Source organism: Mycobacterium sp. NGS50 (assembly GCF_059812545.1).
This window is the reverse complement of the sequence record NZ_JCALCW010000011.1, coordinates 139,591-157,441: the sequence shown is the minus strand read 5'-3', so window position 1 is coordinate 157,441 and position 17,851 is coordinate 139,591. Positions and strand designations below refer to the sequence as shown.

Genomic DNA, 17,851 nt, shown 5'->3' with positions numbered 1-17,851 from the left:
ACCACGCGCGATCGCATCGAACAGATCGCGCTGGCAACAATCCGGGTCGGTCCCGGCCAGCCGGTCAGCCTCTTCCTGGGTCAGACACTGGACGCCCTGATCGGTTTTGTAGTGGTATTTGACCCAACAGATCTCTCCGCCGACATTGACCCAGCTGAACGTGTGCAGCCCGTAGCCGTTCATATGCCGATACGTTCTCGGGATACCCCGGTCCCCCATGATCAGGGTCACCAGATGCGAAGACTCGGGCGACTGGGTGAAGAAGTCCCACGACATGTTGTGGTCGTGGCAGTCGTTGTCGGCGCGCCGTTTGTTCGACCGGATCAGGTTGGGGAACTTGATCGGATCCCGGATGAAAAAGATCGGCACATTGTTGCCGACGATGTCGTAGTTGCCCTCCGAGGTGTAGAACTTCAGCGAGAACCCCCGCGAGTCGCGTAGCGTGTCGGCACTGCCGCGTTCGCTGGCGTTGCCGGCCACCCGCACGAACACATCGGTCACCGCGCCGGGCTGAAACAGCGCCGCCTTGGTATAGACGCTCACGTCGTTGGTGACCTCGAACCGCCCGAACGCCCCCGTTCCCTTGGCGTGCGGCTGACGTTCGGGTACCCGTTCCCGATTGAACGCCGCCAACTGCTCGATCAGGTAGGTGTCCTGCAGCAGGATCGGACCATCTGGCCCCAGCGTCAACGACCGCTCATTGCTCGGCGCCGGAGCGCCCCCATCGGTGGTGGTGAAGTTGTCCGTCATTTCGCTACCTCTCCTCATTGCGGTCTGGACTGGTCATGACTGCGCCCATGACGGGGCGCCGGTATCCGCCCCGGACGTTCGGGGTACTCCGAACGGATCGGTTTGCCGGCGAACCAGCCCTCGAGAATCTCGCGGGTACCCGCAGGTGCCAGCGGTGGCCGCGGCTGTGCCAAGGGACTCGACACGTCCCCGATACGCCGCGGTCACCACGACAACCCACTCGGCTGCACTACTTGAACAGGTCCTTGTGGTCCGCCTTGATCAGGTCCGCGCCCTTCTCACCGACCATGTAGACGGTGTTCTGGATGCGGCAGTCCGGGATGATCGGGAACACCGAGGCATCGATGACCCGGAGCTTGTTGACGCCGTGGACCTTGAGTTGCGGGTCGACCACGCCTTGGTCGATGTTCTTGGACAGTCGGTTGGTGCCGCACGGGTGATACGACGTCTGAACCCGGTCCTGAACTGACGTCCTCATCAACTCATCGGAGTGCAGCGGCATATCCCACGGGTATTGCGAGACGACGAGGTCCTTGAATCCGTCACCCTTGGTGAGAATGTCGTAGGCGAACCGAACCCCTTCGCGCAACGCGATGATGTCCAGCTCACTGGACAAGTAGTTCAGGTTGATGTTGGGTGCCATGAACGGGTCATCGCTGTTCAGCGTCACCGCACCGCCGTCATAGGCGGGGCGGACCAGGTCCACCATCACCGTGATGTGGTCCCCGTCGGGAGGCGTCGGGTATTGCCATTGGAACGCACTGCCGAACGCGGGAACGAAGTCGATCTCGAAGTGCGGCTGCCCTTCTGGGGAGAAGGGGTCGACTCCACCGTTGGCCGCTTTGGCCTCGCGGTAGACCGGGTCGTTCTCCAGGTATTTGTCGATGCGGGGGAACCCGATCATCTCCAGCAGACCCGAGCCCAGCGGTCCGGAGTGGTCCTTCTCGTAGGCCGCGACCGCTGCGTCATGTTGGGGGCCGGGGCGCAGCAGCGCGCTGTCCAAAGCGAAGCCGTCCTTGATGCGCAGCACGAACGGCACGCCGGGGTGGTCATAGAGGTGCTGGCCGACGTGGCGCGAATCCACGACCACCGGAATGCCGTACTTGGCCAGCTCGCGAGCGGGACCGACACCGCTGAGCATCAGCAGCTTCGGGCTCTCGAACACGCCTTGGGCGAGGATGACTTCACGGTTCGCGTAATAGTCGACCTCGTTGCCGGCCGCGTCGATGATCGTCACGCCCTTGCAGGTGCGGTCGGCGTAGTCGATGATCAGGCGCTTGGAGCGAACCTCGGAGACGATCGTGACGTTGGGCTTGTCCTTGACGAACAGGAAGCTGCCGGAGCGCACGCCCTTGTAGATGGTGTTGACCGCATGTGTGAGGCCTTTCATCTCACCATCGAAGATGTTCTCGGTCAGCGGCTCGCCTCGGGACGTCCAGGCCTTGGTGATGACGTCACGGAAGGGCTGCAGCTCCGGGATCAGGTTGTGCGAGATCGGGAGCGGCCCGCCCTGGCCGATCTTCTGCAGGTCTGAGGAGAACATTCCGGAGTCGTCGTGGTAGCTCGCGCTCTTGCGCAGGTAGGGGACCAACTGGTCCCAGGTCCACTCCGAGCCGCCGTACTCCCCCCACCGGTCGTAGGTCGGCTTACAGCCGGGAACCCAGCTGAAGTAGTTGGCTGACGAACTACCACCGAGGATCTTGCCGCGAGTGTCTTGTTTGTCGATGCGCTCCCACACGCCACGGTCGACGAATTTCGCCTTGTAGTCCCAGTCGTATTGGCTGTGGCGGAGTTCCATCGCCGTCCCCGGGGTGGTCACCCCGTCAAGCTCCCACGGGTTTCCGACGCCGGCCTCGACGATCAGGACGTTGACATTCGGGTTCTCGGCCAGGCGGCCGGCGACAACACATCCCGCGGTGCCGCCGCCCACGACGACGAAGTCGAAACGAGTTCGGTCACCCATCAATTCCTCCTCAGGTAGGGATTTCCACACTTTTCCGCTGCAGCTAGCAGCCTGCTGCGGTTCAGGACGGGAAGCTACGGAGTCCACTCCGAGATTTCTCCACCGACTTTGGTGACGACTCCAAACCCGCCGCCGTCCGGCGATCTGGGCACGCCGAAACTCAGCGTCCATAATGAATTCTTGCTTTCCCCAATGCTTTTCACATCCGTCGACGAAGCGAGCGGCTTGCGCTTCGGCAAGCACTCCAGACGACGGCGTCGGAAACCCGGCCATAGAGTGCGATGACTTGTTTGAGAAGCGCAGCGCGCCTAGGGTATTCGGACGGCACAGCCAGCGTTACCATCTGCCCGACTTGCTCGACGGTGAGTCCGGCGTCCTTGGCCAGTCCCCGCATGACGCCCGTTACCCCCGGCAGGCCGGAACGAACCCGCTCCGCCGGCGATGCCGATCGCAGCGGCCCCACAGCGAGACCGCGAGGTCGCCGGGTACCGCAGTCCTCAACTCTCCGCCCTCTCCGATCGGATGGCCACGGAGCCAGCTCCGAGATTTCGTGTCACCCGTTGGTGGCCCCTACATGTGCATCGCCGACAGCTCCAGCGCCCACCACACCTCGATGAGCACTTCGGTCTCACGCAGACTCGCCCCGGTCAGCTCCTCGAAGCGGGCCAGCCGGTAGCGCACCGTGTTCTGGTGGACGAACAGCCGCGTCGCGGTGCTCTCCACCCGCAGCCCGCATGCCAGGTACGCGCGCAGCGTGGCGATCAGATCGTCGGCGGATCCCCCCGCGGTCAACGGTTCCAGATAGCGCCGCCGCAGCAGCTCACCCATATCGGCGTCCATCGCGACCGCCGAACGCAGGCCCAATGACGCCATGTCGTGGGCGCCCCGCAGGCTGCAGGCCTCCGCGGTCACCAGTGCCCGCGCCGCCAGCCGGTAGGACTCGGCCAGGCTTTCCAGCCGCCGTGGCGGTCCGAACCCGACGATCCCGTCGAGGTCACGTGGCGGCGGCTCGAGCAGGAACCCGGCGAGGTCGCCGTCGATGACCGCGCACAAACCCTTTCTCCGGTCCACCGGATTCTGCAGTCCAAGGGCCATCTCCAGCTGGCGTGCTGAGGTGGCCGTATCCAGGCGACCCCGAATCGCGCGGTATTCGCCGGCGGGGTCCAGCCCGTAGATCTCGGCGTGGACCCGCAGCTCGACGGCGGGCATGGCGCCCAGCAACGCGCCGCGAACAAACTCCGTCTGACCGTGGTCCACGGCTGTCACCCGGGCGAGCTCGGCTCGGCGATGCGCGCTGGCCGTAGTGACCATGGCGGCATCCGACCACGCCAGCATCGACTGGACGAACTTCAGGACCTGGTCGTCATCGATGGCGAGACTGCGTGCGATTTCGCGTGCGTAGCTCACCACCAGCTCGACGCCGATGCGCCATGCCCGCAGCAGGTCGTCGACGGGGACTCCCTGGCCGGCCCGCATTTCACCGATGGCGGCGAGCTCCGCGAGATCCCCGTCGTCGAAGACTTGTTGGCCGGCGCGCGCAGAACGCAACACCCGGTCGATCTCGAGTTCCACCTCGATGTCGAGTGCCTGGTGAGAGATCGATCGGTAGGCGGGGATCTTGGCCCGGATCGACTCGCTGATCCGGCTGACGAGGTGCGGATGCCCGTCCCGCATGGTGTCGATGAGCATGAGCCAGTCCCCCGCCCCGGCGTTGCCCGGGATAGCCACGCGGGCACCGTCGAGGGCAGCCGATGCGTCGTCCATCATGCCCCCAACGGTGAGGCAGGCGGCTGGTGCGTGAGGGCGGCACACAGTGCGCTGCCGAAAATGGCTGTCGCGCATGCAGTATCCGTCATGAAAACCTCTCGGCGGTTGGTCGCGGTTCACGTGGCCGGGCGTCGCGGCCCGCATCGTCGCGGTTGTGCCACCGCAACGGCGTGGCTGCTGAATTCGTCGTTGCGGAAGTGGTTTTCAGTGTGCTGGGCAGTGCCCTTTGGCGTCCAAGACGCAATTTCGACCAGGTGATAGGCCGGACCGATCGAACGCTTGACGGAGGTGGTCAGCGATCGGGGCGGCTCCCGTCCACAGCATCACCCATGCCGGTTTGCCGCGCGGTCTGCAGCAACGCACGCGCCAGTACCGAGCCCGGTTGCGCGGCGCTGGTGACGAGCGCCACCACGGCGGTCAGCACCGGGCTGTGCAGCCGCAGCGTCTGCGTGCCGGGCATCTGCAGGGCGCGGGCCCAGGTCTGCGGAACGATGGTGGCCCACCGGCCGGTGCCCACGTGGGCCAGCAGAGCCACCATCGAGTCCGTCTGGAGCCGCGGTGTCAGGCTCAGACCCTGACCGGCCAGCGCATCGTCGATGAGCCGGCGGCCGCGCATTCCCTCGGCCAGTAGGCAGATCGGTAACTCCACAACGTCCGACCAGCTGATGGTCTCCGATTGCCCGGTGAGCAGGTCGGTGCCGGCCACCAGCACCTGTTCCTCGGTATACAGCGGGGTGACTACCAGGTCGGCGGTGTCCTGGCGGTCCGGGTAGATGATCCCCGCGTCCAGCTCGAATCGGCGCACCCGTTCGACTATGTCGGCTGATCGCAGGCTCGTTTCGAGCTGCACGCGCAGCAGCGGGTGCGCGGCGCACAGCGGGTCGGTCAGGCGGGCGACGGTGCTCGCCGCGGCGGGGATCACCCCGAGTCTCAGCTCTCCGGTAAGGCCGGTCTGCAGGGCCGTGACCTCATGCGTGAGCGCATCCCGATCGGCCAGGATGCGCCGCGCCCACAACACCAGGCGCTCCCCCTCGGGAGTCAGGCCCTCGAACTTCTGTCCGCGGCGGACCAGCGGAACCTTCAGTTCGTGTTCGAGTTTGCGGATGGCTTCCGACAGCGCGGGCTGCGACACGTAGCAAGCAGCCGCAGCGCGGGCGAAGTGGCGTTCCCGCGCCAGCGCTACGAAGTATTCGAGCTGGCGGAACAGCATTGCCCATTCGACCACGTCGTACCGCCCGGCGGGCAGCACTGCGCGGCCCCCGGTCGACGTCCCGGCGCCGTCGCGACGCCGCAGATCAAGTCTAGATACGCGTTCGCGACTCAGAAGGCGCTCAATACCCGACAAAGCGGATAAATTCGCCCTGTTCTTCCGCGAATACCTCGTTGCGGGTAGCTTATGAACACTCACGTTCTTTTCAGGGAGGCGGAAAGATGGCTCGACGGCATCACCACGGACGGCGTCGCGTACTTAGTGCCGGCTCCGCCGTCAGCGCATTCCTGGCCTTCGGAGTGATCCCGCTGATCGCCTCGCCGGCAGCTCACGCCGATCCGTTCGACCTGCTCATTGACACCCTGATCGACAACGCCACCGGTGCGGCAACCGACGGCGCGCTGATCGGCACCGGGGACCTCGCGACCTCGACTTTGGACCTCGGCGGCGCGAGCCTGGACGCGATGTCGGCCCCGGTTCTCGAGGCGACCGACGCCATGCAGCAGTTCTACCAGGACCTGCACACCAGCCTGGACACCTGGATCACCGACAACCAGGCCTTCGTCGACATGCTCAACCAGCCCTACATCGACTTGTTCGGGCGCGCCCTGATCGGCAACGGCATCGACGACTTCACCGGGGCCAACACCTCGATCTTCGGCAGCAGCGGGCTGTTCGGTGACCTCGGTGACGGCGGATTCCTCTTCGGCGACGGTGGGACCGGCGCCGACGGCAGCCTCGACCACATTGCCGGGTGGGCCGGCGGGGACGCCGGAATGATCGGCAACGGCGGGATCGGCGGCAACGGCATCGACGGTGGGGCCGGCGGTGACGGTGGCGCGGGCGGCTCCTGGTACGGCAATGGCGGCGACGGCGGCGACGGCGGGGCGGCGGTGGTCGCGGCCGGCGCGGGCGGCGACGGCGGGGCGGGCGGCGACGCCGGACCCCTGGTCGGCAACGGCGGCAATGGTGGCACGGGCGGCGCGGGTGCGGCCAGCACCGACGGCGGCATCGGTGGCGCGGGCGGCGCAGGCGGCGACGGCGGCAACGGCGCCTCGTGGCAGTCCGGAAACGGCGGCGACGGCGGCGACGGCGGCAAGGGCGGTGACGGCACGACCGGTGATGCGACCTCGGCGGGCGGTGCAGGCGGAAAGGGAGGTGCGGGCGGCAGCGCCGCGCTGCAGTCCGGCGACGGCGGCAACGGCGGTAACGGCGGCAACGGTGGCTTCGCGGGCGTCAAGGGCCCGGGCAGCCCCGGTGGTCGCGGCGGCGCCGGCGGCGCGGGTGGCGCAGCCAGCATCTCCGGTCAAGCCGGCACTGCGGGCACCGCCGGCGTCACGCCCGGCTCCGGCGGGGGCGGAGGCGGAGGCGGAGGCGGCAACGGCAACCCCTGCGGTCCGGGCAGCGGCACCCAGACACCCTGCACCTGACGGGCTACACCAGCGGGCGACCGGAGCGGATGCGGCGGTCCAGGTCCCACAACAAAACGTTGAACGGGAAGTGCCGGACGAAACCGGGCAGCGCCCCGTTGACCACCCGCAGCAAACCCATCAGCCGATCGAAGCGGCGCTGCCGCGCGTCGTCCCACGCGAACCCCATTTCGTCGCGGAACCGTTGCGGCAGGAAACCGGCGGTGATCAGCAGCGAGAGGCTTTCCGGCAGACGCTGGAGCCCGCCGGGCAGCGTCATCCCGCGCATCCGGGCCACTGCGATCGGGTAGAGGTAGTCGCGCACCGTGTCGTCAATGTGCACCTGGTCCAGCTGCTGATGCCAGTACTCGTCGAAGGCCGCCCGGTCGGCCGGCCACATCTCCTCCGGCACCTGCAGCATGGTGGCCAACGCTTTGCCCTCACCGTGGTAGTGCCGATCGGCGTGCTCGTCGTCCATCTCGCCGAGGAAGATGCGGTGAACGTCGACCTGTCCCTTGTACAGGCACGCACCGACCCACAGCTGCAGGCTCCGGTCAAACGCGTTGTACTTGACCGGGCTGTCCGCCGTCGAGCGGACCTGGCGGTGCGCTCGGTTGACCGCCTCGCGGAACGCCGCCTTCTGCGCGTCGCTGCCCTGGGTGGCGACCACCAGATAGGTGAACGTAGTGCGCGCCCGCTTGATCGGGTGCAGGTCGACGCGGCCGCTGTCCACCTTGCTCTCCAGCACCCCGTAGCCCACTCCGGGCCTGGCCAACTGCATGATCACGTTGGCCGGGCCGGCCAGCAGCGCCACGCCCATCATCGCGCCGTCGGTGCAGCGCGGTTGGCGCAGCCAGGATCGCCGGCGCGGCCCTGATTGCGGCGCGTCGTTGACCGACCGCTCCACCAATGGGACTGCCATCGCCGCACCTCGCTAATTGTGAGAACGTTTGATTCCTGATTTTGCCGTGGGCTCAGACAGCTGTCAAGATCGGCCACCGGATGCCAAGATGGTGGCCGTGGCTTCCGCGGTTCGTGAGCGCCCGTACCGGGGTGTACAAGCAGCTGACCGGCTGGCCGAGCGTCGGGAACGCCTGCTGGCGGCCGGGCTCGACCTGCTGGGCGCGCCGGAGATGACCGAACTGACCGTGCGCGGGGTATGTAGCCGCGCCGGCGTGGCTGCCCGGTATTTCTACGAGAGCTTCACCGACAAGGACGAGTTCGTGGCCGCGGTCTTCGACTGGGTGGTAACCGCGCTGGCCACCGGCACCCAGGCCGCGATGGCGGCGGTTGGCCCGGCCGAGCAGACGCGGGCATGCATGGCCCACATCGTGGCGGCGGTGGCCGGCGACGCCCGGGTCGGGCGGCTGCTGTTCAGCACCCAGCTGGCCAACGCGGTGCTGGTACGCAAACGAGCGGAATCCAGCGCGCTGTTCGCGATGCTGTCGGGCCGCCACGTCGAAAATGTGCTGCGGGTGCCGGGCAACGACCGGATCAAGGCGGCCGCGCATTTTGTGGTCGGCGGGGTGGCCCAGACAATCAGCGCGTGGCTGGCCGGTGACGTGCAACTCGAGCCCGACCAGCTGGTGGACCAGCTGACCGCGCTGGTCGACGAACTCGGCGATCCGGCGCTGTACCGGGTCTAAGTCGCCGCACCCACCCGGCGGTCCGCCGCGGTCTTGGGAGCCGTGCGGGCGTCCTCCGGGGTGAACTCTTTGACCCAGCAGGCGAACTCGACGGTGATGCCGTCGGGGTCCTGAAAGTAGAACGACCGCACATAAACCCCCGGGTGCACGGTGGCCGAGACCTGCATCGGTGACTCGTCGTGGTTGAGTACCGGCCCGACCCGCACACCCTTGGCCTTCAGGGTGGCCCGGTACTCGTCGAACTTCTCCGGCGGCACCTGCAGGGCGATGTGATTGAGCGAGCTGACCGCGCTGACGATATCGCCGATCCCGGGGATCGCGACGGGCGCGCTGATACCCGGTACGCCATCGGGAGCGTCGGCGAACCAGAAGAACGCCAGGCAGTCACCGTTGCCGGCGTCGAAGAAGAAGTGCTGCCCCATACCGTTGGGCAGGTCCAGGGCCTTAACCAGCGGCATGCCCAGGATGCCCGAGTAGAACTCGACGGTGCGCGCCATGTCCGCGCACACCAGCGCGACGTGGTTGAACCCACCCAACTCGAATTCGCTGTTGGCGTTGCGTGGTCGGATCATCAGCAATCCTCCGGCGTATGGTCAAGACCTGAAACTGAATCTAACATCAGGTTCAGATCGGATCAACGGAGCAACCCGGGAGTCAGATGTCGGCGCAGCCCAGGATGGCGGTACAGCCGACCGCCCGCGGTCGAGCGACTCAGGCCGCGATCGATGCCGCCGCCCGTTCGGTCGTCGCCCGCAAGGGCATCCTGGCTGCCACCGTGGCCGACATCGCCGCCGAAGCCGGCAAGTCCACCGCGTCGTTCTACAACTACTACGACTCCAAGGAGGACATGGTCCGGCAGTGGGCGTTGCGGTTCCGCGACGAAGCCGGCCAGCGGGCCGCGACGGTGACCCGCCACGGCCTGTCCAACCGGGACCGGGCGCATCAGGCCGCCGCCGCGCACTGGCACACCTACCGGCACCAGCTGGCCGAGATGATCAGCGTGTCCCAGCTGGCGATGATCAGCGACGACTTCGCCCAGTACTGGGCCGACATCTGCGCCATCCCGATCTCGTTCATCACCGAGATGGTCAAACGCGCTCAAGACGACGGCCACTGCGCCGGTGACGATGCACGGTTGATCGCCGAGGCGATCGTGGCCATGTTCAACCAGTTCTGTTACGTCCAGCTCGGCGGCACCGGCGGCGCCGCCGAACCGGACGACCAAGCCTGTATCGACACCCTGGGCAACATCTTCTACCGGGCCGTCTACTGCAAGGAAGCCTCATGACCCCGATCGTCCGCGAGTTCATCGGCCTGCCCTCCCCTACCGCGCAACGCGCAGGCGCCGGCGGGCACCCGTGCCAGGGGGTGTACCACCGGCCTGCGGGCGACACACCCGGGGTGGCGATGATCGCTACCCACTATCAGATCGACTTCTCCGAGCACTATCTCGCCGAGTACATGGCCGCCCGCGGCATCGGGTTCCTGGGCTGGAACACCCGCTTCCGCGGTTTCGAGAGCAGCTTCCTGCTGGATCACGCACTGGTCGACATCGGCGTCGGAGTGCGCTGGCTACGCGAGACAGCCGGCGTGGAAACCGTGGTGTTGCTGGGTAATTCGGGTGGTGGCTCGTTGATGGCCGCCTATCAGTCGCAGGCCGTCGACCCGAATGTGACACCGTTTCCGGGGATGCGACCGGCGGCGGGGGTGACCGAGTTGCCTGCCGCCGACGGCTATGTGGCCAGCGCCGCTCACCCTGGTCGCCCCGAGGTGCTGACCGCATGGATGGACGCCGCCGTCGTCGATGAGAACGACCCGGTCGCCACCGATCCCGAACTCGACCTGTTCGACGAGCGCAACGGGCCGCCGTACCCGCCGGAGTTCGTCGGCCGCTATCGGGCGGCCCAGGTCGCCCGAAACCATGCCATCACCGATTGGGCCGAGGCCGAGCTCGAACGGGTGCGCGCTGCAGGCTTTTCCGATCGCCCGTTCACGGTGATGCGAACCTGGGCCGATCCACGGATGGTCGATCCGAGCCTGGAACCGACCGGCCGGGAACCCAATTCCTGCTACGCCGGGGCTCCGGTGACCGCCAACCGCTCGGCACGCGGCATCGCGGCGGCCTGCACACTGCGCAACTGGCTGGGGATGTGGAGCCTGCGTACCGCGCAGACCCGGGCCGAGCCGCACCTGGCCCGCATCGACTGTCCGGCGCTGGTGATCAACGCTCACGCCGACACCGGGGTGTTCCCGTCCGACGCCCAACGCATCCACGATGCGCTGGCCGGCAGCGACAAGACGCTGCGCTCGATCGACGCCGACCACTACTTCACCACCCCGGGTACGCGCGACCAGCAGGCCGACACCGTCGCAGAGTGGATCGCCGCGCGGTGGCCCTGAGAGTTCTGGCCCACTTCGTTCCCGGTGAAACGGTGCGCGAACGGGTTGCCCGCGAAGCCGATTGGCTGGATGTCCGATGGTGCGCAGCCGACGATGACGCCACGTTTTGCGCTGAAATTCCCGCGGCCGAAGTGATCTGGCATGTGCTGCGACCGCTGTCGGCCGCGGACCTGGCGGCGGGGCCGCGGCTGCGACTGGTCCAGAAACTGGGCGCCGGAGTCAATACCGTCGACGTGGCGGCCGCCACCGAGCGCGGCATCGCAGTCGCCAACATGCCCGGGGCCAACGCGGCGTCGGTGGCCGAGGGGACGGTGCTGCTGATGCTGGCGGCGCTGCGCCGGTTGACGGTGCTGGACCGGCTGACCCGCGAGGGTCGGGGCTGGCCCGCCGACCCGGAACTGGGCCAGGAGTGCCGCGACATCGGCGGCTGCACCGTGGGGCTCGTCGGCTACGGGAACATCGCCAAACGCGTCGCGCAGATGGTGTCGGCGATGGGCGCGGCGGTGCTGCATACCAGCACCCGCGATGACGGGCATCCGGGCTGGCGGCCACTGCCGGACCTGCTCGCCGCCAGCGACCTCGTCTCGCTGCACCTGCCGCTGACGGAGGCCACCCACGAGTTGCTCAACCGGACCGCGCTGGCCCGGATGAAGCGGGGTGCCGTGCTGGTCAACACGTCTCGCGGCGCGGTCGTCGACGAGGGTGCCCTGGTCGAGGCGCTGGAAGCCGGCCGGCTGTCGGCGGCCGGTCTGGATGTGTTCGCCGTCGAGCCGGTGCAACCGGACAACCCACTGCTGGACTTGGGCAATGTGGTGCTCACCCCGCACGTCAGCTGGTACACCGCCGACACCATGGGGCGCTATCTGGACATCGCGATCGACAACTGCCGCCGACTGCGCGACGGCGAGGCGCCGGCCCATCTGGTGAACACGGCTGGATCACGTTCTGACCGATGAGTAAGCTCGCTCCCAACCCACCGGTTATTCGGTACGGTCTGGCACGAACTTCAAAGGGGAAGGCAAGCCAATGCCCATTGCGATTACGTCCGAGCATCAAGACCTAGCCGCATCGGTGCGGTCCCTGGTGGCGCGGGTCGCACCGTCGGAGGTGCTGCACGCGGCGATGGAAACACCGATCAGCAATCCGCCGCCGTACTGGCAGGCCGCTGCCGAGCAGGGCCTGCACGGTGTGCATCTGGCGGAATCGGTTGGCGGACAGGGGTTCGGCATCCTGGAGCTGGCCATCGTGCTGGCCGAATTCGGTTACGGCGCCGTCCCCGGGCCGTTCGTCCCCTCGGCGATCGCCGGCGCGTTGATCGCCGCGCACGACCCGAACGCGTCGGTGCTGGCCGACTTGGCCTCCGGCGCCACGATCGGTGCCTACGCGCAGGAATCGACGTTGACCGCGACCCGTCATGGAGCCGGGTTGGTGATTCGCGGCGAAGCGCGATCGGTACCCGGCGCCGCGCAGGCCTCCCTGCTGGTGCTGCCGGTCGCCATCGACAGCGGCGACGAGTGGGTGCTGCTGCGCGCCGACCAACTGGAGATCGAGCCGGTTCCCAGCGTGGACCCGCTGCGTCCCATCGCCCATGTGCGCGCCAACGCCGTCGAGATCGGCGACGACGCCGTGCTGGGCAGTCTGAGCAGCGCCGCCGCCCACGCACTGATCGGCACGTTGTTGTCCGCAGAGGCGGTCGGGGTCGCACGCTGGGCCACCGACACCGCAGCGGGATACGCCAAGATCCGTGAACAGTTCGGCCGGCCGATCGGCCAGTTCCAGGCCATCAAACACAAGTGCGCCGAGATGATTGCCGACACCGAACGGGCCACCGCGGCGGTATGGGACGCGGCCCGCGCCATCGACGAAGGCGGCGACGCAGCCGAATCCGCGGTCGAGTTCGCCGCCGCCGTCGCCGCGACCTTGGCTCCGGCCGCCGCTCAACGCTGCACCCAGGACTGCATCCAGGTGCACGGCGGTATCGGCTTCACCTGGGAACACGATGCCGGCGTCTACTACCGGCGCGCCTTGATCCTAGCCGCCTCATTCGGCCGGCGCGCCAGCTACCCGCAACGGGTCGTGGACACCGCAACCGGCGGCGGGATGCGCAAGGTCGACATAGATCTGGACCCCGACACCGAAAAGCTACGGGCCGCGATCCGCGCCGAGGTGGCTGCGCTCAAGGAGATCCCCCGCGAGGCGCGCACTGTCGCGATCGCCGAAGGCGGGTGGGTGCAGCCGCACCTGCCCAAGCCCTGGGGCCGCGGCGCGGGCCCGGTCGAGCAGATCATCATCGCCCAGGAGTTCAGCACCGGACGGGTGCAGCGCCCGCAGATGGGTATCGCGGCGTGGATCATCCCGTCGATCGTGAGCTACGGCACCGACGAGCAGCAGCAGCGTTTCCTGCCGCCGACGTTCCGTGGCGAGATGATCTGGTGCCAGCTGTTTTCCGAACCGGGCGCCGGATCGGATCTGGCCAGCCTGACCACGAAGGCCGTCAAGGTGGACGGCGGCTGGCGGATCACCGGGCAGAAGATCTGGACCTCGGCGGCCCAGTTCTCCGCCTGGGGTGCACTGCTGGCCCGGACAGACCCCGCCGCTCCCAAACACAATGGCATCACCTACTTCCTGCTCGACATGAAGAGTGAGGGGGTGACGGTATCGCCGCTGCGGGAGCTCACCGGCGGAGCGATGTTCAACACGGTGTTCATCGACGACGTGTTCGTCCCCGACTCGATGGTGCTCGGCGAGGTGGACCGCGGCTGGGAGGTCAGCCGCAACACGCTGACCAACGAACGGGTGTCCATCGGCGGCAGCGAGATGCCGTTCCTGGCCAGCCTGGACCAGTTGGTGGAGTTCGTCCGCGACGGCAGCTTCGACCAGGTCGCCCAGCATCGGGCCGGGCAATTGATCGCCGAGGGCCACGCCGCCAAGTTGCTCAACCTGCGCTCGACGCTGCTGACCCTGGCCGGCGGGGACCCGATGCCGGCGGCGGCCATCTCCAAGCTGCTGTCGATGCGAACCGGGCAGGGCTACGCCGAATTCGGGGTGTCCTCCTTCGGCGCGGACGCCGCGATCGGTGACGGCAGCCAGTTGCCCGGCAAGTGGACGGAGTATCTGTTGATGAGCCGGGCCACCACCATCTACGGCGGCACCTCGGAGGTGCAGCTCAACATCATCGCCGAGCGACTGCTGGGACTGCCGCGCGATCCCTAGGGGCACCAGCGCCGCGAGCAGAGGCAAAGTAGCATGATTCCGGCCGGAATCATGCGACTTTGCGTCTGCTCGGCCGCCTCGCTAGCGTCGGCGGTATGCCCGAGGTACCGCCCATCCGCCGCGACCGTGCTGATGGCGACGAGCGGGAGACGCTGGAATCCTTCCTGGACGACTATCGAGACATCGTGGCGCGCAAGGTGTCCGGGCTCTCCGACGCCGACGCCCGCCGTCGGCTGGTCGCCTCGGCCACGACCGTGGGCGGTCTGGTCAAGCATCTGCGCTGGGCCGAGTACGGCTGGTTCGACCAGCTGTTGCAGGAAAGCCGGGATGACAACCGTCGACTCCATGAGCGGGAGTGGGAGTTCGAGTTCTTGCCCGACGAATCGATGGCCACGTTCGTCGCCGAGTATCAGCAGCAATGTGCGCAGTCGCGCCGGATCGCTGCGCAGTACTCGCTGGAGCACACCGTGCCGCACCGCCGACTCGGCCGCGTGTCGCTGCGCTGGATCTACGTGCACATGATCGAGGAGACAGCCCGTCACTGTGGGCAGATCGATGTTCTTCGCGAACAACTGGACGGCGCAACCGGTTTCGACGGCTGAACCGCCCCTGCTCGGGAGCAGCTATCCAGGGGGCTTCGCCCCGTGGATAGAGGATGAAATTTGACCGAGTGTGCGGATTGGTACCCAACACGCCGCTCAATGCGTACCAAACCGCACACTCGCCGGATGTTGGGCCCCTGTTCGTGAGCAGACGCGCAGCAGTTCGCGAGCGCCATCAGCTGGCCGCGCGGGCACGCGTCAAGTGTCTGTTGAGTCGGTCCACGAAGCGAGCGGGGTAGCGTCGCACGTCGTCGACCACGATGGGTACGACCGTCCAACCGGCCTCTTGCACGTACCCGAGGCGCATCCTGTCCCTGATCATCTCGTATCGGCCGGCATGCCATTCCACGCTCTCGTACTCTGCCACCAAACGTGCTTCTGGCCAGGCAAAGTCGACGCGGTATACCGCGCCGTCGCGACCCGCGATCTCGTACTGAAGCTCGGGCAAGGGCACACCGTAATCGATCATCACCAGCCGCGCTTCGCTTTCCATCGCCGATTCCGCCCGCCCATCGGCGTACGGTGCCAGCTCACGAACCGCGATGATGCCGCGTCTACCCCACTGCGCACGTACCGCCCGCTCAAGGTCATCGGTGCTGCACCAGCCCGACTGTAATGCGGCGTCGAGGGTTGCCAATAGCCGCGGGCGCGGAAGCTGGCGCGCGACCTCTACTGCGGTCCACGCCGGCGCTGTTGCACGACGACTTGAGACCAGCCGCAGTTCGGCCCCCCGTCGTTGATGGACCATCAGCCCCAGCGTTGGCCGCATCCGGGTGCCGGAGTCCAGAATGTGTATTGCCGAGGTGTTTTCGGTGTCGAATCCGTACAACCGTGCGGCCGTTCCCAGACAGGCCACCGTCGGCTGACCCATGAGAAGGTCGAGTGCCGCAAGGCGTCCCAAAAGGTCGGGCTCGGCCGCGGCGTAGACGCCACGCCATACCCGGATCAGGCCGCGCCGTTTCACCTGCACGTCCAGTTGCTGGCGGGTCAGCACGGTCAGCAACTGCGCTGTGGTGGCGAACCCGCCCGCGTCCCGCAATAGCGCCAAGGCCGCGGCATGCATCCCTGAAGTGTGGCCAGCTCACCCAGGGTCGGCCAGTCACCCCGCCTTCGGCCCGTGGACAGCACGCCGAGCAGACGCAAACTCGCACGATCTGACCCTCGATCGTGCGAGTTTGCGTCTGCTCGCCGGGAAGGGTGAGTTGCCCGGGCGATTACAGCTCGCGCAGCTCGCGCTTGAGGATCTTGCCGGTGGGGTTGCGCGGCAACTCGTCGAGGAACACGACCTCGCGGGGCACCTTGTAGCGGGCCAGGTGTTCTTTGACGTACAGCTTGATGCCCTCTTCGTCGACGGTGGCGTCGGACTTGCGGACCACGAAGGCACGCAGCCGCGCACCCCACTCCTTGTCGTCCACGCCGAGCGCGGTGGCCTCGATGACGTCGGGGTGTCCGCTGATCAGATCCTCGACCTCGGCGGGGAAGACGTTCTCGCCGCCGGAGACGATCATCTCGTCGTCGCGCCCGGACACATAGAGCAGGCCGCGCTCGTCGAAATAGCCGACGTCCCCCGACGACAGCAGCCCGTCGATGATCTGCTTGCCGCCGCCACCGGTGTACCCCTCGAACGGGAACGCGTTACCGACGAAGATGCGTCCGACCTGGCCCTGCGGCACGTCGTCGCCGTTGTCGTCGAGGATGCGGACCTTCACACCGCGCACCACCGGCCCGACCGTGGACGGGTTGAACTGCAGATCCTGGGGCCGGGCAATGGTCGCGAACGCCACCTCGGTCGAGCCGTACATGTTGTAGATCACCGGTCCGAGGTCCTTCATCGCCCGGCTGGCCAGCTCGCCGCCCAGCTGCGAGCCGGAGACGAACACGATCCGCAGGTTGGACAGATCCGGGCGGGGCTCGGTCTTCTCCAGCTGGTCGAGGATCCGCGACAGCATCACCGGGACGACGACCATCGCGGTGGCCTTGTGCTTCTCCAGGTCCTCGAGCACGGTGGCCGGCTTGAACCGGCGGCGCAGCACCAGCGTCGACCCGAAGAACATCGCCAGCGTCGCGTGCAGGTAGCCCAGTGCGTGGAACATCGGCGACGGCAACGACGTCACCTCGCCCGCCTTGAACGGCACATGCGAAAGGATCCCGCCGATCGGGGCGAGGCTGGGCGGAGCGCCCCGGTTGGCACCCTTGGGGGTGCCGGTGGTGCCGGAGGTCAAGATGATGATCGACGCGTGCTTGGTCGCCTTCGGGGCGGGCGCGGTACTGCTGCGGGCGATCACCTCGGCCAGTGTCTCGTCGGTGCTGCCCGAGGGTTCGGATGTGTCGGGGTTGGTGGCCAGCGCCCGCAGCTTGCCCAACGGCGGATCGGATTGCGCAACGGCGGCGGTGTACTCGTCGTCGTAGATGATGACCTTGGCGCCCTCGCGTTCAGACACGTCCTTGATCTGCGGCCCGGAGAACTCGCTGTTGAGCATGATCAGCCGGGCGCCGACCCGGGCGGCCCCGTAGTTCGCGATCAAAAACCAGCGGTGGTTGCGGGCCAGGATCGCTACCCCGTCGCCGCCGCGCACCCCCATCGCGACCAGCGCGTTGGCGACGGCGTTCGCGGCATCGTCGAGTTCCTTGAAGGTGAACGTGCCCTCGTCGTCGATGACCGCGGTGCGGTTCGGGGTACGGCGGGCGTTGAGGGCCGGGATCATGCCCAGCTCCCCCCAGCGCACCGCGTCGGCGACCGCGGCCGCCAGCACCTGCGGCGCTTCGAGCTTGAGCGCGCCGGATTCGATCATCTTGCGTAGGTAGTGCAGCTCGGCGGATCCGCGATCGCTCAGCACCTGGAGTTTGGCCGCAACCTGCCCGGGCAGGTCAAAGAGGTTAGGCATGCGTTC

The 17,851-nt window shown here is 67.4% G+C and carries 15 protein-coding genes; 7 read left to right on the top strand and 8 right to left on the bottom strand.

Annotation, left to right across the window (positions count from 1 at the left end; translation table 11 throughout):
- The 4 genes from AC5Y36_RS10475 to AC5Y36_RS10460 form a co-directional block, all read right to left on the bottom strand.
- Positions 1–750: catalase (locus AC5Y36_RS10475; protein WP_500040815.1), on the bottom strand; the 750-nt coding region annotated here is incomplete at its 3' end.
- A gap of 229 nt (positions 751–979) precedes the next feature.
- Entirely contained in the window at positions 980–2,713 is a 1,734-nt protein-coding gene (locus tag AC5Y36_RS10470; protein ID WP_500040814.1) for a GMC family oxidoreductase, read from the bottom strand.
- Positions 2,714–3,283: 570 nt separating this feature from the next.
- Positions 3,284–4,480, bottom strand: a complete 1,197-nt coding sequence (locus AC5Y36_RS10465) for a PucR family transcriptional regulator (RefSeq protein WP_500040813.1) — start codon at positions 4,478–4,480, stop codon at positions 3,284–3,286.
- 292 nt (positions 4,481–4,772) lie between these two features.
- A complete protein-coding gene (locus AC5Y36_RS10460) occupies positions 4,773–5,690 on the bottom strand; it encodes a LysR family transcriptional regulator (RefSeq protein ID WP_500040827.1) in 918 nt (305 codons plus the stop codon).
- A gap of 221 nt (positions 5,691–5,911) precedes the next feature.
- Here AC5Y36_RS10460 and AC5Y36_RS10455 point away from each other — a divergent pair, with 221 nt between their 5' ends.
- A complete protein-coding gene (locus tag AC5Y36_RS10455) occupies positions 5,912–7,120 on the top strand; it encodes a PGRS repeat-containing protein (protein WP_500040812.1) in 1,209 nt (402 codons plus the stop codon).
- 4 nt (positions 7,121–7,124) lie between these two features.
- On the opposite strand, the gene AC5Y36_RS10450 is transcribed toward AC5Y36_RS10455, so the two are convergent.
- Positions 7,125–8,021 (bottom strand): oxygenase MpaB family protein, encoded by an 897-nt coding sequence (locus tag AC5Y36_RS10450; protein WP_500040811.1) that lies wholly within the window; start codon positions 8,019–8,021, stop codon positions 7,125–7,127.
- Between the two features lie 97 nt (positions 8,022–8,118).
- Between AC5Y36_RS10450 and AC5Y36_RS10445 the strand changes: the two genes are divergently transcribed.
- On the top strand, positions 8,119–8,745 hold the full coding sequence (locus AC5Y36_RS10445) for a TetR/AcrR family transcriptional regulator (RefSeq protein WP_500040809.1): 627 nt from the start codon (positions 8,119–8,121) through the stop codon (positions 8,743–8,745).
- Here the strand turns inward: AC5Y36_RS10445 and AC5Y36_RS10440 are convergent.
- The gene (locus tag AC5Y36_RS10440; RefSeq protein ID WP_500040808.1) at positions 8,742–9,317 is read right to left on the bottom strand and encodes a VOC family protein; all 576 of its coding nucleotides are present in this window, start codon (positions 9,315–9,317) and stop codon (positions 8,742–8,744) included. The two genes, AC5Y36_RS10445 and AC5Y36_RS10440, sit on opposite strands and share 4 nt — an antisense overlap.
- 104 nt (positions 9,318–9,421) lie before the next feature.
- On the opposite strand from AC5Y36_RS10440, the gene AC5Y36_RS10435 reads away from it, so the two are divergent.
- The 5 genes from AC5Y36_RS10435 (at position 9,422) to AC5Y36_RS10415 (ending at position 14,960) form a co-directional block, all read left to right on the top strand.
- A complete protein-coding gene (locus AC5Y36_RS10435; RefSeq protein ID WP_500040807.1) occupies positions 9,422–10,033 on the top strand; it encodes a TetR/AcrR family transcriptional regulator in 612 nt (203 codons plus the stop codon).
- A complete protein-coding gene (locus AC5Y36_RS10430) occupies positions 10,030–11,145 on the top strand; it encodes an alpha/beta hydrolase family protein (RefSeq protein WP_500040806.1) in 1,116 nt (371 codons plus the stop codon). The genes AC5Y36_RS10435 and AC5Y36_RS10430 overlap by 4 nt, the downstream gene beginning before the upstream one ends.
- Positions 11,142–12,101: a 2-hydroxyacid dehydrogenase gene (locus tag AC5Y36_RS10425; protein WP_500040826.1), complete on the top strand. Its 960-nt coding sequence runs from the start codon at positions 11,142–11,144 to the stop codon at positions 12,099–12,101. The genes AC5Y36_RS10430 and AC5Y36_RS10425 overlap by 4 nt, the downstream gene beginning before the upstream one ends.
- Before the next feature lie 70 nt (positions 12,102–12,171).
- Positions 12,172–14,358: an acyl-CoA dehydrogenase family protein gene (locus AC5Y36_RS10420; RefSeq protein WP_500040805.1), complete on the top strand. Its 2,187-nt coding sequence runs from the start codon at positions 12,172–12,174 to the stop codon at positions 14,356–14,358.
- 95 nt (positions 14,359–14,453) lie between these two features.
- On the top strand, positions 14,454–14,960 hold the full coding sequence (locus AC5Y36_RS10415; protein WP_500040804.1) for a DinB family protein: 507 nt from the start codon (positions 14,454–14,456) through the stop codon (positions 14,958–14,960).
- A gap of 175 nt (positions 14,961–15,135) precedes the next feature.
- Here AC5Y36_RS10415 and AC5Y36_RS10410 read toward each other — a convergent pair whose 3' ends face one another.
- Both AC5Y36_RS10410 and fadD2 read right to left on the bottom strand, forming a co-directional pair.
- Positions 15,136–16,023, bottom strand: coding sequence for a type IV toxin-antitoxin system AbiEi family antitoxin (locus AC5Y36_RS10410; protein ID WP_500040803.1), 888 nt, complete (start codon positions 16,021–16,023; stop codon positions 15,136–15,138).
- 151 nt (positions 16,024–16,174) lie between these two features.
- Positions 16,175–17,845, bottom strand: a complete 1,671-nt coding sequence (fadD2, locus tag AC5Y36_RS10405) for a long-chain-fatty-acid--CoA ligase FadD2 (protein WP_500040802.1) — start codon at positions 17,843–17,845, stop codon at positions 16,175–16,177.
- Positions 17,846–17,851: the final 6 nt, after the last annotated feature.

Coding starts and splice junctions, on each gene's coding strand:
- AC5Y36_RS10430 (WP_500040806.1), top strand. CDS start 10,030: ATGACCCCGATCGTCCGCGAGTTCATCGGCCTGCCCTCCCCTACCGCG.
- AC5Y36_RS10440 (WP_500040808.1), bottom strand. CDS start 9,317: ATGATCCGACCACGCAACGCCAACAGCGAATTCGAGTTGGGTGGGTTC.
- AC5Y36_RS10470 (WP_500040814.1), bottom strand. CDS start 2,713: ATGGGTGACCGAACTCGTTTCGACTTCGTCGTCGTGGGCGGCGGCACC.
- AC5Y36_RS10465 (WP_500040813.1), bottom strand. CDS start 4,480: ATGATGGACGACGCATCGGCTGCCCTCGACGGTGCCCGCGTGGCTATC.
- AC5Y36_RS10420 (WP_500040805.1), top strand. CDS start 12,172: ATGCCCATTGCGATTACGTCCGAGCATCAAGACCTAGCCGCATCGGTG.
- AC5Y36_RS10435 (WP_500040807.1), top strand. CDS start 9,422: ATGGCGGTACAGCCGACCGCCCGCGGTCGAGCGACTCAGGCCGCGATC.
- fadD2 (WP_500040802.1), bottom strand. CDS start 17,845: ATGCCTAACCTCTTTGACCTGCCCGGGCAGGTTGCGGCCAAACTCCAG.
- AC5Y36_RS10460 (WP_500040827.1), bottom strand. CDS start 5,690: ATGCTGTTCCGCCAGCTCGAATACTTCGTAGCGCTGGCGCGGGAACGC.
- AC5Y36_RS10415 (WP_500040804.1), top strand. CDS start 14,454: ATGCCCGAGGTACCGCCCATCCGCCGCGACCGTGCTGATGGCGACGAG.
- AC5Y36_RS10410 (WP_500040803.1), bottom strand. CDS start 16,023: ATGCATGCCGCGGCCTTGGCGCTATTGCGGGACGCGGGCGGGTTCGCC.
- AC5Y36_RS10455 (WP_500040812.1), top strand. CDS start 5,912: ATGGCTCGACGGCATCACCACGGACGGCGTCGCGTACTTAGTGCCGGC.
- AC5Y36_RS10450 (WP_500040811.1), bottom strand. CDS start 8,021: ATGGCAGTCCCATTGGTGGAGCGGTCGGTCAACGACGCGCCGCAATCA.